Consider the following 17,105-nt stretch of genomic DNA (forward strand, 5'->3'; position numbering starts at 1 on the left):
TATGTCGGGTGGCGTGGCTTCGCCACTTAACCGACCTACATGGATGTTTACGTCGCACAGTATCAACTACCAACCACACCGCCATCGTCTTTCCATATTGCCACCAAAGCCGGACGACAAGGCATATCGTCAGCAAAATCTGGCCAACGGGTGTCTGGTTTATCAAAGGTGCTGTCACCGCCAGGGTGCTGAATAGCGCAAAATAGTGTGGTGTTATCTGGGGTAAAAAACGGCCCGCATAGTTCTGCACCAATCGGACAACGCAAAAAGCGTTTGCTCAAGCCGTGCAATGGGTTATCTACCGGCATGGCCCATAAACCATCGGCAACCCCGTGATCTTCCGCACCGTCGGTCGAAAGCCACAAGTGACCCAAATTATCAAATGCACAATTGTCCGGACACGCTAACCAACCATTGTCGCTGGTGGCGGTGTGATAATTGGTGATGGTTTGCTTGGGGTTACCGGCGAGCAGGGTTAAATCCCATTTAAACACACTGGCGCTGTGATCGCCTTGCGGCGCAATTAATTCAACCACTTGCCCAGCTTTGTTATAAGCGCGCGGGTTAGGTGCATTAAGCTGATCCGGTTTGCGGCTATCATTTTTGGTTAGCATGACATAAACCTTGCCGTTCACCGGATTAACTTCGACATCTTCGGGTCTGTCCATTGGAGTTGCCGCCAGTAAATCGGCTGCTTTGCGCGTATCTAAAGCGATATCGGCTTGCGAGTGAAAACCGTTGGCTGGCGTTAATGGCCCTTGACCATACACCAAAGGTTGCCAGTGCAGGCTGCCGTCTTCACTAAACTGGGCAACCGACAATTCGCCATTGTCTAATAAGGTTAAATTAAAGGCACGATCGGCCGCTGTGTTGCCGGCGCGATAGGTATCACGGCTGATAAAGCGATAGACATATTCAAATTTTTGGTCGTCCCCCATGTAGGCGACAACACGGCCATCGGTATTGATGTGAACATTACAACCTTCGTGTTTAAAGCGGCCTAAACTGGTGAGTTTGCGCGGTTTCGATTGCGCATCAAAAGGATCGATCTCAACTATCCAACCGGCGTGTAAACCCTCTTGTGGATTTTTATCTAAATCCCAACGGTCAAAGTGCAGTCCCCAACTTTTGCGAACATCGCCTTTAAAGCCAAAGCGGCGGTAATTTTCTTGCTCTGGGCAATTGTCGAGATCACCTTTAAAGTATTTATTGATGTTTTCTTCGGCGGTTAGTACGGTGCCCCAAGGCGTCACCCCACCCGCACAATTACCATACGTGCCCCAAGTGTCGACACCATTTTTGCTGTACAAGGTTTTCATGCGTTGATGACCGCGCGCCCACCCCGACAATTGCATAGGCGTTTCGGCTGTAATACGGCGGTTATAACGCGATGCTTTAACAAGCTGCCATTCACCATTGGCTTGGCGCTTAACTTCCACCACAGACAAACCGTGTGCGGCAAGGTCTATTTTGGTTTGCTCCAAGCTTAGGTCAGCATCCTTTGGAGAACCCGGATGCATTAAATGCGCTTTGGTATGTTCGTGGTTTACCACTAGCAAACCGTGCTGCGAATTTTGGCTGCCAAGCGGTAACGGGATAAAACCGACAAAATCGTTGTTAAAACCAAACTGTAAATTTTGATTTTTCGCGCTCTGCTGCTGTGGATCAAACTCGGCCACTTGCTGAAAAATAGGATCACCCCAGCGCAATAGCACTTGATGAGAATAACCTTGCGGTACGTGTAAGTGCTGATCCAAACCTTGTGCCACTTCGTTAAACGTTAAGCGCAAAGGGCTGGCGACACGGGTTGGTTGGCTAAACACGCTGCTGCCACAAGCGGGTAATAAAGGCACCGTCGCGGCACTGGCCACTATGCCAGCGCCTTTTAAAAATTGGCGGCGTGATAAACGATCACGCACGACCTGCGCAAATATAGGCTTACTGTTGTATTTTAAATTGGGATCTGTCATTTTTTTACTCAGTCGTCATGCCTTGTTAAGGGTGACAATCGTTGATCTAAACCTAATAAGCCTAAGCGTTTAAGGAGCCTTGGCCGGCAAACCAAGCTGTTTTAATATGCTTGAAAATGCCACGTACTTAAAGTTTTGCGGCTGTACAGGCATTACGTTGCGGCCGTCTTGTACCACTAGCATTCCTTGACTAAATTCACCGCCAAAATTAGCGCTAGAAACGTCTAAGCCGTCGGTTTCAGAAGCACCATCTATGCCTTGGTATAAATTGGCTGTTACTCTAAACGAACCCAAATAAGAATAAGGTTGGCTGGCTTTAAATAAGGCATACGAGTCATTGCCTTGGCTCGACACCACTAAGTAACTGTTGTCGCCATTTTGATAAACCGCCAAACCTTCAATATCATCTTTCAGCCATTTGGCCGCCAAGCTCTTGTCGGTTAACTGAAATACTGAACGCAAAGGCATGGCGCGTTGCGGATCGATATGCGTTACCCATATGCCCATATCTTCCACCCCAACAAAGAGTTCACCTGTGGCTTGGTTAACATCACAACCTTCTGGCTGATCCGCCAATTTAAACTCGCGTACCAATTGGCCTTGCAAACCAGTTGAATCTTGGCTGATCGCATACTGTTGGTAGCGCCCGTCTTTATCATTAATTAATACGTAAGTTTGCTGTTGATACTGCGCCATACACAAACCGTAAACTTCGGGTAAATTGGTGGGTACCTGATCAAGTTCTGTTACTTGCTGACTGCGTTTATCAATGGCATACAAAGCAATGCTGTTGTGATCGCGCTGACTGGCACTCGCCAGTGCCACGTCTTGGCCATTTAGGGTAAAGCTGTCAACCAAATCAACATTGTTAATGCGGCCACTGGCAATAAACTGTAACTCTTGGCCTTGTAGATCGTATACACCTAAACCCGCTTGCTTATCTGTGCCTAGCACTAGGCTTTTTTGTGGCTGTTTAGGGTTAAACCAAATGGCGGGGTCGTCGGCCGCATCACCTAACTTAGCCACAGGCGTGGTTTCGACAAGCGCGGGGACTACTGCAAATTGGCGTAATTTAGCCGGTGTTTGCGCTTGACTGGTTTGCTGAATTAACTGTAAGCCAATGTCTTCGCCATAGTAGCCCAATTGCAATGTATCTTGTTGCCAAATACCGTCTAAAGCTTCAACTTCTGCACTGTTCAATGTTATGTGCTCAATGGCAGGTAAGCCTGACACTAACTTGTGTTGAGTTTTGACTCGCACAGCTTGCTTAGTGCCGGTTTGACTGACCAACACACTGCCATCGTCTAGCACGCTAATTTGCTCTATTTCTTGGCTTAATCGGCCAAAAGGCTGTAATAAACTCAAAGGCTGGCGATCGGGTTCGGCTTCGGCATGGGTCGAAAATTGCCAAATACCCACTAAAGCTTCAGCAATATAAATGGCTTGCTGGTTGTCATCTACGGCACAACTGGTAATGCCGTGGCTAATGGGTAACTCGCGGATCACTTTTTGTTGCGGTGCCAATGTGGCGGTGTCTAATACCCAACGTTGCTCAACAGGCATATCGGCTTTAATCAAAAAAGCATATAGGGCATTTTCACTGGTATTATGCTTTAAACACACGCCGTCCAAACCCGCTTGGCTTATCTTTTGACGACTCAATAAGCTAAATGTCTGACTTTGCCAATGAAAGCGATACAAGTCGAGTGCATTTTGTGCTTTGTTAACCGCCGCCACCACGCTAATACGCCCTTGGTCAGTTTGCCAAGTGCGCGCATCAATTTGCTCAAACTTACCCTTAACCTGTGCTATTGCCTGTTGCTGCTGATTGATAAGGTTAAGCCCTTGTGCCTCAGAACTAACCAGCCAGTGTTGATTGTCTAGCGCTTTCACGCTTTCAATATTACTTAGTGTAATAGGGGCTTTGGGGGCGCTACTGCCAGCGTAAGCCAGCGTGCTTGCACTTAAACTTAAGGATAATAAGCAAGCGATAGAAGAAAGTTTGCAAGATAAAGGCATTAGGATCATTCAACCTCAGTTAATCAGTCAGAAAAAACAGTGCGAAGCTGTCAAGGGTCAGCTTATTAAGCTAGTAATAAAGATGGCTCAGGCCGACGCCTAAACCATCGAATTAACAACTCAATAAAGCCGATTAAAATGAGTTATAGGTAAAGCCTAACTCGAACGTACTACCATAGGTTTCATACTGGTAGTTATACTGGCTCGCACCGTGATAGAAGTAATAAGGCTCATCCGTAATGTTGATAGCATTGAAGTAAACTAGGCTCGATTCACTCAGGTAAACCTTAAAGTTGAAGTCCAATTGCTGATGCGTATCTTCGTAAACATTCGCGTCGTTATCTTCTTCAACAAAGGCTTCTGATTTATGGCTTAACGTTAAACGCGTGCTGATAGTGTTGTTCTCGTAACCTAATGTGAAGTTAGCAACTGTGTCAGACTGACTTGGAATTTGCTCATCAGCATCGGTAAATGTGGCGTTTGCCGCTACCAATAATCCCAAGTCAAACTCTTTCGCCCAAGCAAGCTCGACACCACTAATAGAGGCTGAACCGCCATTAACTGGCTGGGTAACTTCTTCAAATTGATCCCATTGGCCGTTGTCTTCTACTTCGGCGGCTAAAATAAAGTTATCAATGTCTTTAATAAAGTAACCCGCCGATAACACGCCAATATGCCCTGGGTAGTATTCAACCGAGAAATCAATATTGGTTGATTCAAACGGATCTAAATTTGGATTACCCACTTCTGCAATCAATTCACCGTCATCATTTTCAATAATTTGGAATGCGGCTGAATCGCTAAAGCTAGGGCGAGCAATGGTTTTGGTATAGGCAAAACGCGTAACTAATTTATCGCTAACGTCGTAGCGAATATTTAGGCTTGGCAATAAGTGGCTGTATTCTTTGTCTACAACCCATGGTAAGGCCACAATATCTTCAACATCACCATCGCTGTCTGAATCTGTATAATCTGCCCCCACTTTGTTACCTTGGGTACTAAACTCGGTAGATTCGTAACGCAAACCAGCCACAACCTGCCATTGGTCAATATCCATTGTCACCATGGCATAGCTCGCAAAAATGTCTTCGTCACTGGCGTAAGACTGGCCTTTACTTTCAATTAATGAATCTTCAGCCGTTAAGTGAGTGGTGTTGATATTGCTGTTATAGAACTGACGAATCGCTTCGCGCGACAAACCAGGGCCAAAATTGCCTAAGCTCCAAGTTGGGGCAACCGCTGCAAACTGCTCAGCGCTAACCTCAGGTAAATCTTCTTCGTAAATATTCACAGCCACATCATAAAACTTGCTGCGCTGACGCAATTTACCCCCAAATTTAAACTCGCCATTGTAATTGTTAAATATAAAGTCGCGGCTTAAATCAACTTTAACGCTAAACTCTTTGTCTTCTGATTCACCGTCTGTCGTTTCAAAACCGTCTAACACAAAGTTGCTCAAGTCGTGACCATTAGCCGACTGAGTTAATACAGGAACTTGACCGGCTTGGTAGGTCATGTCGATATCTTCACCTTCGAATGATGTGTCGATACGGCCTGGTTCTTTTTCGGTTGATAGTGAGTAACCCAAGTTATATTCAACTAGCCAGTTGTCTAGTTGGTTTTCACCGCCGAAGACAACAGAGTTGATTTCTTGCTCTTCAAGTCTGTCTTTAACATCGCGATCCATAGTCGCAGCTGTAACTGAGGCCGAGGTCGCATCGGCATTGACTAAAGTTCCATCTTCAAATTTATACTCGTTGCGCAAACGGAACTCATCATCAGAAAAACGGCTAAATAAAGTACGTAAGTAATATTTGTCGGTTGCGCTGGTGTGTAAATCAAGATTAAGTGCTAAACCCGCGCGCTCACGCGTAACACGGTAAGAGCGTTGTTCAATTTCAGCAGCACCAAAGGCTTCGTCTTCATTTTCGCCAAACTCGGTATCAGCCCAGCCGCCATCGGTTTCCATGTTGTGCGAACCAAAGTCACGCTTAAACCAGCTAGCCGCAGCAGCAACCCCTAATTGGCTATCGCCTAAGTCAATAATGTCGGTAAAACTGCCCGATAACTTAGGGCTGCTTTGTTCTGTTTGCTCGTTATAGCTGGTTTGTACTGTGGCGCTAAAGCTTTGCCCTTCGCGATCAAAACCGCTTAAGCTTTTAACATCAATAGAGCCGCCAATCGCATCGGCATCCATATCCGGTGTTACGGTTTTGCTAACTTCCAAACCTTCAATTAATTCACTTGGGATCACATCCATTGCTACGCTGCGCACACCGGCTTCTGGCGATGGGATATTGGCACCGTTAATGGTTAGGTTATTGAGATTAGGATCAATACCGCGAATACCAACAAAGCGACCTTCACCTTGGTCGCGCTGAACAAACATACCCGGTAAGCGTTGTAACGCTTCCGCTACGTTTTGATCAGGAAATTGGCCAACAGAATCAGCAGACACAATCGTTTTTAAATTGCTGGCATTCTTTTGGCGGTTTAATGCATTCGCTTGACTAGCCGCCATACCTAATACCAACACTTCTTCCATGGCTTCTTCGCGACTACCGATGGTAAATGTCCGGCTAGTAAACTGGTCATTTTTAACTGAAACCGAGTATTCTTGAGGCTCTGTGCCTAAGTAAGTAATCACTAAGGTGTAATCGCCATCGGCCACATTATTAAAGCGGAATGAACCGTCGCGCTGCGATACTTGCTTGCGCTGTAACTCTTTTAATTCGACCAACGCGCCTTCAAAATAAACCTTGTTGTTAACATCGGTAATGCGGCCTTGAACTTCGGCAGACAGTGTTGGGGCTGACAACATAGCCAGCCCACATGCTGCAGCAATGGGTGCAATTTTAAATTTTAATTGGTGATTGCCTAACATAAATTGTGTCCTATCATTTTTTGTTGGTACCGAGCCAGACTTTTCATTCCGCCTCGGGTGTTTGGCGCGCACATTAAAAACGATATATGACAAAACGATTGCAGTATTTCACCTCAACTCCAGATAAATCACCCATTTTCAGTTTATGTTCAGGTTTTCTTGCCTGAAATGAGCTAAATTGACACCCAGGTTTAACCATTAAGAAAAACCAAAATAAAACAATAAATATCAACAACTTAAATAAAACTATTACTCCATACTACCGAGTAGCAACATTAACAAGACAGCACGACATAGCAAAAAGCCGACTTATTTTTGTCAAATCCGTGAGCTAATATGACCCTGCCTTTTAGATATACGTTTTTTTATACTGTCGCCACTCAAAACAGCCTAGCTGGCGGCTCGCTCAATACCATGAATTTTGAATTACTGAGACACCACAACAAACTAATTTCGGCGGTTATTGCCATGATTGCCATGACACTAACCATAACCTTACTGCAAGGCGAACCTAAGCTAAAATCGGAAATCGAATGGCTAGATATAGTGGGTGAAGGAGGCATTGCCTTAATCAGCTTAATGTGGATATTCTTTATTTTGATCAGCCGCCCTGCCGGTATGGTCACGACTATGCTGGTTACCGGCTTACTATTTGTGCACTGTTCTTTACTATTAGATTTAATCGACGAGTTTTTGCACTACCCTCATCGCCAGTTTTGGCTGTTAGCTTATGAGTCGTTACCCGCGCCTATTGGCATGATTTTAATGACTTTTGGTTTATACCATTGGCATAAAGAGCAGCTTGAGGTTAATCAACAGTTACGCCGCCGCGAGCGCGTTTACCGCGAGCATGGCCTAATTGATTACATTACCGGTTTATACAGTGCCGATTATATGATGGCGCAAGTGCAGCAAGAGTTAAGGCAACTAACTGAATATTCCACCCGCAATTTTAGTTTGCTAATGCTAGATATCGACGCGTTTGATACGTTTGTCCGGCAACATGGTGATGTGCAAGCTGATCGTTTTTTACGTGAAGTCAGCGAGTTGATCTTAATTAATATTCGCACTAGTGATCTGGCCTGTCGCTATGCTGGCGATCGCTTTATCGTATTACTGCCGCAAACCTCATTAACCGATGCGCAACAAATTGCTCAACAACTACAACAGGCCATTGCGCACTTTGCCTTTAAGCCTGAAAAGTCGGCGCGGGCTGTCTATCAAAACATGAGTGTTAGCGTTGCGCCAGCCGATGCGAATAGCTCTCTCGATTCGCTCATGGCCGAGCTTAATCAACAAATGGAAAACATCAAGCTCGCTGTTAAAAACAAGTCTGTGGCATGAAGCGTTCTTGGTTTGAAATCGACGATAAAATACTCGACAGCCATCAATTGGCGGTGAGTTTAATTGACTTAGCCCGTCATCGTGGCGTGGAGCCCGATCGCCTATTACGTGGCACGCGTGTTTTTTATCAAGATCTACAACAATCACATTGGCTAAGTTGTGACCAATTGTTTAAATTAATTCACAACGCCGAAAAGCTGGTATCGAGTCAGGATTTAAGCTTTTTATTGGGACGACGTTTATTACAAAACCCCAACCAACCCATTAATCAAGTATTGATGAATGGCCATACATTACGCGATAGTTTTAGAGTAGCCAGTTGCTATCAAATGCAGTTATTGCCGCTGGTTAGTATGCAAATTCGCCAATACCAAAGCCAAAGCTATATTTTAATAGACACCGCCATTAGCGAAGCGGCTCCGCAACAATTTATCGCCGAATTAGTCGCCACCGCCATTAATACCTTTTGTAAATGGCGTTTGGGCCGACAAGTTCCGTTGCATTTTTACTTTCCTTTTGCCCGTCCGCGTAATATTTATCAATACGAAGAAAACTTAGGCCATCGCCTACACTTTAACCAACAACTGTTTATGGTGGCGTTGGACAGCCATTGGTTAGACCAAGCATTACTAGATAACTCTTCGATTGTACGCCGACAACAACGTGTATTGTGCCAACAGCGCCGCCAGCAACTCAATATGCACTGTGGTTTGCTCCAATATATTTGCCAATATTTACAACAACAACCCAACGCTAGCTTAGATGATTGTGCAAACTTTATGGCGATCAGCCACGCCACTTTAAAACGTAAACTTAAGCAACACGCAACCAGCTTTCAAAAACTGCAAGATAAAGTGCGTAAACAACAGGCGGTGTTTGATTTACAAGTCTGTGGCCATGGCAATGAGCAAGTGGCTCACAAGCTGCAATTTAATGATTTACCCAATTTTCGCCGCGCAATCAAACGTTGGACAGGCATGACCCCGAGTGAATTACGTAATAATTAGATCCATTTATTATTGACCAGATTCTCCAAATATAATCCAATCATTTAAATTTTAGGGGCAAAGTACTTATATCCATGTAAGCAAAGTCGAGAGTAAGCACTGATAATGAACCATAAGACCTGAGCGAGAGACTATAAGAAGCAAATCATTGTCGATAACAAATACTCAACTATTTGATTAATGGCTATGGTAATCTTTAGAAAACTCTATTTTTATTTCTCTATGCGCCGCTCTCATTCCCAAGATATGCCAACTGGCCCGATTAACTGGCAGGTCATTAAACAGGTCATTCCCTATTTATTTGAATTTCGCGCGCGGATCAGTCTAGCTATAGTCTGTTTAGTACTGGCCAAGCTCGCCAGTATTGGCTTGCCGTTTTTATTAAAACACACAGTAGATTATTTAGATGATCCCGCCAAACAAGCGTTAGCTGTGCCGATTGCCTTAGTATTAGCATATGGTGCGCTGCGGTTTTTAAATACATTACTTGGTGAAATTCGCGATACCTTATTTGGTCGTGTCACTGAGCGCGCGATGCGACGCTTGGGCTTAACCGTGTTCGAACACCTACACAAATTGGAACTGGCTTTTCACTTAGAGCGTAAAACTGGCGGTGTCTCGCGTGATATTGAACGCGGAGTTTCAGGCATTAGTTTTGTGATGCGCTTTATGGTGTTTAATATCATTCCGACTCTATTAGAAATAGCCTTAGTGATCGCCATTTTCTTTAGTGAATACGGATTCGAATTTGCCGCCATAACCCTATTAGCCATTGTCGCTTATGTTGCTTTTTCTGTGATCGCCACTGAAAAGCGCACGCAATTTGTCCGTGAAGCCGCCAAAGCGGATTCAACCTCCAATACCACAGCGATCGACAGCTTGCTCAATTTTGAAACAGTTAAATACTTTAATAATGAAGCCTACGAAGCTAAGCGCTATGACGAAGCATTAGCCAATTGGGAGCAAGCGAAACGTAAAAACCGTTTGTCGTTATTTGTACTTAACGGCGGCCAAGCTTTTATTATTGCTGGCGCGATGACCGGCATGATGGCTCTAGCGGCCGTACAAACTCACGCCGGTAAAATGACCCTGGGTGATTTTGTATTAATTAATGCTTTTATGATGCAGCTATTTTTACCGCTCAACTTTTTAGGTTTCGTTTATCGAGAAATTCGTGGCTCACTGGCCAATATTGAACGACTGTTTGAATTACTCGGTAAAACACCAAACGTTAAAGACGCTGACAACGCAAGCACGTTAACCGTATCACAAGGTAAAATTACGTTTAATCAAGTCAGTTTTCATTACGCTGCTGAACGCCCTATTTTAAACAATATTAGTTTTTCTATCACTCCAGGCCAAAAAGTAGCCGTGGTCGGGGAAAGTGGCTCAGGCAAATCAACACTAGTTAAGCTATTGTTCCGTTTTTACGACGTTAATAGTGGCGCAATAAAAATTGATGAGTTGGCGATCAACCAAGTTGAACAAGCCAGCTTACGACAAGCTATCGCTATTGTGCCGCAAGATACCGTACTATTTAACGCCAGTTTATTCGACAATATTCAATATGGTCGTCCTGATGCTAGTGAACAAGAAATACAACGAGCGATTGATCTCGCCCATTTACGTCAATTTATTAATAGCCTGCCAGAAGGCTTAAATACGCAAGTTGGCGAGCGCGGGTTAAAGCTGTCTGGCGGTGAAAAGCAACGGGTTGCTATTGCTCGCGCTATTCTTAAAAAAGCGCCAATTATGGTGTTCGATGAAGCCACATCGAGTTTAGATAGTCACTCTGAGCAATCCATATTACAAGCATTAAAAGAAGTTGCTAAGGATCATACCAGCTTAGTCATTGCCCATCGCTTATCTACCATTATTGATGCTGATAATATTATTGTTATGAGCCAAGGCCAAATAGCAGAACAAGGAACACATCAGCATTTACTTGAGCAAAAAGGCTTGTATGCAAAAATGTGGTTACTACAACAACAAGAAAAAATGAACCAGCACTAGCCTTATTGCAAAATAAGACAATCTATTGCTAATCAACACCTTGCATTGTCCAAGTCCTTTTCTATAGTTAACAGTATCTTGCTTCACCTCAGGATACTGCTCTGCGTGAGATTATTAATTGGTTTAATTTGTTTAACATGTCTACCTGTGCTTGCCGAAGACTTGAGAGTCAGTGGCTTTGGCACGTTGGGCTTTACTGTTCATGACTCAGAACACTACGGCTTACGTAATGATATTTCTGCGGCTGACGGATCATTTAAAGACGAAGTTGACTTTGCCAGCAACAGTATTTTAGGTTTACAGCTTGATTATGATTTTAATGCCAACTTAAGTGCTGTCAGCCAATTTACTTATCATAATCAAAATAGCTTCTCGCTAGACAACTATATTAGCCAAGCCTACTTGCGCTATAAACCCACTGCCAATTGGACAATTCGCGTAGGCAGAACCCCTCTCGATTTATTTCTATTAACAGAATATAGAGACATTGGCTTTGCATACCCTTGGGCACATGTACCGAGTGAAGTTTATGGGATCTTGCCTTTTCGCTATGTTGATGGGGCTGATGTCAGTTACACCATACCAGTGGGTCAACTCAATTTTACGGCAAAGATTTTTACTGGTAGTTCCGAGTCTGAATTTTCCAACTATCAATTTCCTGAACGAGTCAAAACTACGTCTCTCAGCGGATTATCCCTGGAACTTAATGATTACGACTGGCTGATAACGATTAAACACTCACAAGGTAAATTCGATGACAATATCGCCAGTGTTGACGAATTAATTGCTGGTTTTGATTTTATTCCCATTAGCTTATGGCCAAATAAACAAGACTTTATTCCTCAACTCAATTTAGTAGACTCAAAATCTAGCTATACCTCTATCGGTGGCCGTTATGATGCGACCCCAATAACCTTAATGGCAGAATTCGCGAAAGTTAACGGTGACCGTATAATGGTACGTGACTTGCTAAATGGCTATTTAAGTTTGGCCTATGAATGGAGTCAGCACTTGGTATTTAGCTATTTTGCCTTTACTAACGCCGACCGCTACGACATTGCAAACTCTGGCCTGCAAACCGCGTTATTACCCGCAGAGTTAAGCCCACTAGCATCGGCATTAGATGCAGCAATAAACTACTTTGCCTCTAATCAAGACACAACAGCCATAGGCTGGCGCTACCATTTAAATGAAAGAACCGCTTTAAAAATACAGTGGGACCACACCAAAATTGATGAAAATGGTGCAACACTTTGGATCAACAAGACCCGTTTTTCCTCTGTGCCTGCAGATACCATAAATACATTATCGGCCAACTTGAGTTTCACATTCTGATGACTAAGTGGTTATTTATTATCGCCTTACTAACAACAAGCGCTTCAGCTAGCTTGGTCTCGGCTAGTAGTTCGTCACCCATTGTTATTGTGGTTGGGCAAGACAACCCAACTCCTGAACTTTCACGCATGCAAGTTATCGATATGTATATGGGTAAATACGTTGCCTTTCCTAATGGCGAAATAGCAATCCCAATTGATATTAACGATGACTCTTTGCTGCGCAGCGACTTTTATCAAGCCTTGGTTGGTATGTCATTGGCGAGAGTTAATTCATATTGGTCACGGATAAAATTTACGGGGCGTGCCAAACCTCCCATCGAAAAATCGAATGAACAAGCCATTATTGATTACATCGCTAATACACCGAATGCCATTGGCTACATTCGAAAAGAAAACTTAACCAATAACCTAAAGGTTATTTATCAATTCAATGAATAAAACGGGTTTATTAGTTCGCCTAGCTGTTGTCATTATTTTTGCTTCGCTTGCCGTAGGCTTTATTTCTGCGCAAATTTTTTACCGTTTTACCTATCTCAGTGAAGTTGAGGTGGCAGAAAAAGAAATAGCTCAACTATATGAAACCGTATCTGCTACTGCATCCATTGCAGCTTACCTAGGAGATAGTGAGCTAGCAAAAGAAGTGGTTAATGGGCTTGCCACCAATGATATTGTTGACTTTGCCATGATATCAGCCGGTGATATTCAAGTGTCCTCAGCATTTACCGAAGAAGATCGCATAAACCAATCGCGTTTTGATATTTATTCACCCTTTATTAAAGACCAAGTCGTTGGTCAGCTAACTATTATTCATGACATTAATTATATCAGCCGTAATGCGAAAGACTTAGGTGCAATCAATGCCACCGCGTTAGTCGCCCAATCTATTGTTGTCACTTTAGTTGCGATTATCATTGCTTATCTTCTGATCACTCAGCCAATGATAAGCATAGCTAAAGCCCTACATAAAATTACGCCTGGTGGGTCAAAAAGAATACCTGTACCCAGTTTTCACAATAGCAGCGAACTTGGAAAGTTAGTGAGAGATGTCAATAACTTACTTGATAAAGCTGAGCGGCAAATAAGCCAAGAACGCACGTTACGCCAAGAAATAGAATTGCTCGAAAAACGCTTTCGTATGTTGTTTGAAAACTCGGTATCACCCATAGTATTAATGGAACCCAGAGGCAGCATTTTACTGTACAACGGCGCTTTTTCAGTACTCTTAACTAAGCTGGGGCTGCACTTTAAGAAAAATTTTGGTCCTATGCTGGAAGAATTGTTTGATGAGCCAGAATTACTCCATAAAGCGGTACAAATGTCATTTGCTAATGACGAGATAGCCACAGGGGAATATAAATTAACCGCTAATAAACTTGACGACAATGTTTGGGTACAAGTAGTTGTAACATCCATCACCTCGGATAATATGAAAGAATATTATCAAATCACCTTGCACGATATTTCAAAACGGAAAAAAGAATTAGAGTTACTCAATCAACGCGCGCATTTTGATCAACTCACCCAATTGCTAAACCGTCACGCAACTGAAAAGTCCTTGTTCGATATGATGGTTCGTCGCCAAGATTTTGCGTTTATCTTGATGGATTTAAATGGTTTTAAACAAATCAATGATATTTATGGCCATGAATCTGGCGATGAAATTTTAGTTTTTGTCGCTAATCAGTTAAAAAAAGTATTACGCCAAGACGATATCGCTTGTCGGTGGGGAGGGGATGAATTTGTTGTAGTGCTGCCACACGCAGACGATATGAGTGTCAAAATGGTCGCTGAAAAAATTCATACACGGATCACTAAGCAGCATTACTTAATTAATCACGATAAACATGTCTCGGTAGGTGCCAGTATGGGGGTCTCTTTTTATCCAAAAGATAGCCACCAATTACCTCAAGTTATAAAACTAGCTGATGTGGCTATGTATGAAGTTAAAAAGTTCAAAGACACAGATCCTAGTCGCTACTTGCAATTTAGCTATGAAATGAATGTTAAGCAGGGGTAAACAAACCTATGTTTACTAAGCCTAAATTAGCAAGCAAAACATTAGGAGATGAGCAACCTCTAGTCGAAGAAGACGCTAATTTAATGTTGGCTCAAGAGCCAAAGCATCGCTTAAAAAGACTAAAAAGCATCATCAAAATTGTCGCCCTTGTGCTATTTATCATCATGATAAATAGTCTAACTTTTTCTCCTGAAAAAGCGATTACACCCTACCTAACCGCCATCAGTATCTTGCTTTTACTTTATAAATTTATGGCTGAAGATACCACCAATATAGTTGCAGGTATGTTGCTTTGGTTAGTCACTATATTAGCGAGTTATTTTGCTTGGAAGCACCATGGCTTGTTTGACACCGCCATATTAGTGTTTCCTTGTATTTTAATTTACGCAGCCATGTTAGGTAGTCGCAGCTTTACTCTACCAATCCTACTATTCATGATTTTAATTGTTTACGCTTTTGCGTGGGCTAGCAGCACAGGTTTTTTAGAAGGCCAAGTCCCCTTCACCGAAGGGTTATGGGGTAAGGCTAATCAAGTCGCCGTCATTTTAGCTTTGTATACCTTTAGTATTGGCTTATTAATGGGCGACATCAAAATACTTATGCAAAAACTATTAGGCGAGAATAAAAAAGTCAGCAGTGCGCAAAAACAAGCTGAAATTCTCTCGCATTTTAATCGTCTAACCCGCCTACCCAATGAGCAAGTCTGTAAAGAGCAACTCAGTTTTATTTTGGATAATACCGAGAGTCGTGACGATATTGTTGCTCTATTAACCTTAGATTTAGATAAGTTCCAATGGATTAACTCATCATTAGGTCATGAGGTAGGTGATAAGTTTTTAATCGATTTAGCACAACGCTTAGTCAGTTTTAACAACGAAAATATTGATATTTATCATGTTAACGGCAATGTTTTTTTAGCAACAATAGAGGCTAAAGATTACGAAGAAATATCTGAGTTTGCTCATCAATTATTACATGCCACCTATCGTACTTTTTATATAGATGATTACGAACTAGAAGTAACCGCTTCTATTGGTATTGCCACAGCGCCATTTGATGGTGACAATTTTGATACGCTGCGTCATCGCTCTGAAATTGCGTTAAGTCACGCCAAAAAGCAAGAAAACAACTCATTCCGCTATTTTGATTTACAAATGGAAAAAGACATCAATGCTCGCATGAGCATGGTGCAAGATTTAAAGCGAGCTATCGAAAACAAAGAGTTTGAAATTTATTATCAACCCAAAGTTGAACTCACTAGCGAAAAAATGATCGGCGCAGAAGCATTGATCCGCTGGCACCGCCCAGAACACGGTATTGTTTCTCCTGCTGACTTTATTCCGGTTGCTGAATCATCAGGGTTAATTAGTGAAATAGGTAAATGGTTACTCTACGAAGCCTGCCAACATTGTAAAACTTGGCATACATTGGGCTTTCATGATTTTAGTATTGCGGTTAATTTATCGCCTATTCAATTTAGACGTGGCAACCTGCCAAGTATTGTATCTAAAGCCCTTAAACATGCCGATTTAAGTGCCAACTATTTAGAATTAGAAATCACAGAATCACTATTTATTGACGATACAGAACATGTCAAAGAACAAATTCATGCCATAACCGCAAAAGGTGTCAGTATGGCAATTGATGACTTTGGCACTGGCTACTCTAATTTAAATTATTTAACTAATTTTAACGCTTCCACTTTAAAAATTGATCGCTCGTTTATTAAAGATTTACTGACTTCGGCTCAACATTTACATATTGTTAATGCGATTATTCAAATGAGCCAAGTAATGGAAATAGATTGTATTGCTGAGGGCATCGAAGACACCGCAACTTGGGATATACTAAAAAGCTTAGGCTGCCAATATGGCCAAGGCTATTATTGGTCTGAGCCTTTGCCATACAAAGAGTTTTGTCGATTAGCGCAAAACCATATTAAACATCACCAGTCTGCGCCAGCATAAAACCAACAGTAAACGTTTGCTTACTTTCTTTTAAACGAGGAATGATATTAGTTAATATTAGGTCCTGTTTATCAATCACCATATCCGCCGACTGATAGCGCAAACCATATTCTTCAATCGAACCAAGATAATAATCAGGTAAATAGTGATTAGACTGTTCTTTCATTGTGTTATGTAATGCAACCCCTTGACGTAAAATACGACTTTGCACAGGCTCAGAACACTGAGAAATATGAATAATCTCATTAGCAATATGATTAGGAACTAGCACAGGTTCATTACAACTTAATACGACTATTTGATCTTGAAACGGCCAAATATCTAACGCCATCAATCGATTAAACACCACCTTGCTTAATACAATGATATCCGCCCCAGAAATATCCCAACCATATTGATGTTCCGTCATGCTCGATGAGTAGTAATTCTCCATTTTTTATTCTTCCTTATTAGGTAATTACAGTCTAAATAACTGTCTTCTTATTATTTTTTAACGCATATTTTCTATATCGGTTAGAATGCGCGCAACTTTATTGACTAATACCTT

Annotated in this window: 11 protein-coding genes; 7 read left to right on the plus strand and 4 right to left on the minus strand. The window is 42.4% G+C overall.

Annotated elements, in window-relative coordinates; translation table 11 throughout:
- Window positions 1-62: 62 nt before the first annotated feature.
- From C2869_RS08130 to C2869_RS08140, 3 genes are all read right to left on the minus strand, one after another.
- Window positions 63-1,970 carry a PhoX family protein gene (locus C2869_RS08130; RefSeq protein ID WP_108602460.1) on the minus strand — a complete coding sequence of 636 codons (1,908 nt, stop codon included), beginning with the start codon at window positions 1,968-1,970 and terminating at the stop codon, window positions 63-65.
- Between the two features lie 69 nt (window positions 1,971-2,039).
- A complete protein-coding gene (locus tag C2869_RS08135) occupies window positions 2,040-3,989 on the minus strand; it encodes a phytase (RefSeq protein ID WP_159084096.1) in 1,950 nt (649 codons plus the stop codon).
- Window positions 3,990-4,122: 133 nt separating this feature from the next.
- Window positions 4,123-6,873, minus strand: a complete 2,751-nt coding sequence (locus C2869_RS08140; RefSeq protein ID WP_108602462.1) for a TonB-dependent receptor — start codon at window positions 6,871-6,873, stop codon at window positions 4,123-4,125.
- A gap of 336 nt (window positions 6,874-7,209) precedes the next feature.
- Between C2869_RS08140 and C2869_RS08145 the strand changes: the two genes are divergently transcribed.
- The 7 genes from C2869_RS08145 to C2869_RS08175 all read left to right on the plus strand — a co-directional run bounded on the left by C2869_RS08145 (window position 7,210) and on the right by C2869_RS08175 (window position 16,558).
- On the plus strand, window positions 7,210-8,217 hold the full coding sequence (locus C2869_RS08145) for a GGDEF domain-containing protein (RefSeq protein ID WP_108602463.1): 1,008 nt from the start codon (window positions 7,210-7,212) through the stop codon (window positions 8,215-8,217).
- Window positions 8,214-9,224, plus strand: coding sequence for an AraC family transcriptional regulator (locus tag C2869_RS08150; protein WP_108602464.1), 1,011 nt, complete (start codon window positions 8,214-8,216; stop codon window positions 9,222-9,224). The genes C2869_RS08145 and C2869_RS08150 overlap by 4 nt, the downstream gene beginning before the upstream one ends.
- Before the next feature lie 222 nt (window positions 9,225-9,446).
- Entirely contained in the window at window positions 9,447-11,237 is a 1,791-nt protein-coding gene (locus C2869_RS08155) for an ABCB family ABC transporter ATP-binding protein/permease (protein ID WP_108602465.1), read from the plus strand.
- Between the two features lie 105 nt (window positions 11,238-11,342).
- Window positions 11,343-12,572, plus strand: a complete 1,230-nt coding sequence (locus C2869_RS08160) for a porin family protein (RefSeq protein WP_108602466.1) — start codon at window positions 11,343-11,345, stop codon at window positions 12,570-12,572.
- A complete protein-coding gene (locus C2869_RS08165) occupies window positions 12,572-13,012 on the plus strand; it encodes a type 2 periplasmic-binding domain-containing protein (RefSeq protein WP_108602467.1) in 441 nt (146 codons plus the stop codon). Before C2869_RS08160 ends, C2869_RS08165 begins: the two co-directional genes overlap by 1 nt.
- Complete coding sequence (locus tag C2869_RS08170) at window positions 13,005-14,591, plus strand: sensor domain-containing diguanylate cyclase (RefSeq protein WP_108602468.1); 1,587 nt, start codon at window positions 13,005-13,007, stop codon at window positions 14,589-14,591. Before C2869_RS08165 ends, C2869_RS08170 begins: the two co-directional genes overlap by 8 nt.
- A gap of 8 nt (window positions 14,592-14,599) precedes the next feature.
- Complete coding sequence (locus C2869_RS08175; RefSeq protein ID WP_108602469.1) at window positions 14,600-16,558, plus strand: putative bifunctional diguanylate cyclase/phosphodiesterase; 1,959 nt, start codon at window positions 14,600-14,602, stop codon at window positions 16,556-16,558.
- Here C2869_RS08175 and C2869_RS08180 read toward each other — a convergent pair.
- Window positions 16,530-16,991 (minus strand): hypothetical protein, encoded by a 462-nt coding sequence (locus C2869_RS08180; RefSeq protein WP_159084097.1) that lies wholly within the window; start codon window positions 16,989-16,991, stop codon window positions 16,530-16,532. The two genes, C2869_RS08175 and C2869_RS08180, sit on opposite strands and share 29 nt — an antisense overlap.
- Between the last annotated feature and the right edge of the window lie 114 nt (window positions 16,992-17,105).

The organism is Saccharobesus litoralis (assembly GCF_003063625.1).
GTDB classification, from domain to species: domain Bacteria; phylum Pseudomonadota; class Gammaproteobacteria; order Enterobacterales; family Alteromonadaceae; genus Saccharobesus; species Saccharobesus litoralis.

Excerpts from the sequence above, each read along its gene's own strand:
- C2869_RS08130 (WP_108602460.1), bottom strand. The coding sequence starts at position 1,970 with ATGACAGATCCCAATTTAAAATACAACAGTAAGCCTATATTTGCGCAG.
- C2869_RS08140 (WP_108602462.1), bottom strand. The coding sequence starts at position 6,873 with ATGTTAGGCAATCACCAATTAAAATTTAAAATTGCACCCATTGCTGCA.
- C2869_RS08180 (WP_159084097.1), bottom strand. The coding sequence starts at position 16,991 with ATGGAGAATTACTACTCATCGAGCATGACGGAACATCAATATGGTTGG.
- C2869_RS08155 (WP_108602465.1), top strand. The coding sequence starts at position 9,447 with ATGCGCCGCTCTCATTCCCAAGATATGCCAACTGGCCCGATTAACTGG.
- C2869_RS08135 (WP_159084096.1), bottom strand. The coding sequence starts at position 3,989 with ATGCCTTTATCTTGCAAACTTTCTTCTATCGCTTGCTTATTATCCTTA.
- C2869_RS08175 (WP_108602469.1), top strand. The coding sequence starts at position 14,600 with ATGTTTACTAAGCCTAAATTAGCAAGCAAAACATTAGGAGATGAGCAA.
- C2869_RS08145 (WP_108602463.1), top strand. The coding sequence starts at position 7,210 with ATGACCCTGCCTTTTAGATATACGTTTTTTTATACTGTCGCCACTCAA.
- C2869_RS08170 (WP_108602468.1), top strand. The coding sequence starts at position 13,005 with ATGAATAAAACGGGTTTATTAGTTCGCCTAGCTGTTGTCATTATTTTT.
- C2869_RS08150 (WP_108602464.1), top strand. The coding sequence starts at position 8,214 with ATGAAGCGTTCTTGGTTTGAAATCGACGATAAAATACTCGACAGCCAT.
- C2869_RS08165 (WP_108602467.1), top strand. The coding sequence starts at position 12,572 with ATGACTAAGTGGTTATTTATTATCGCCTTACTAACAACAAGCGCTTCA.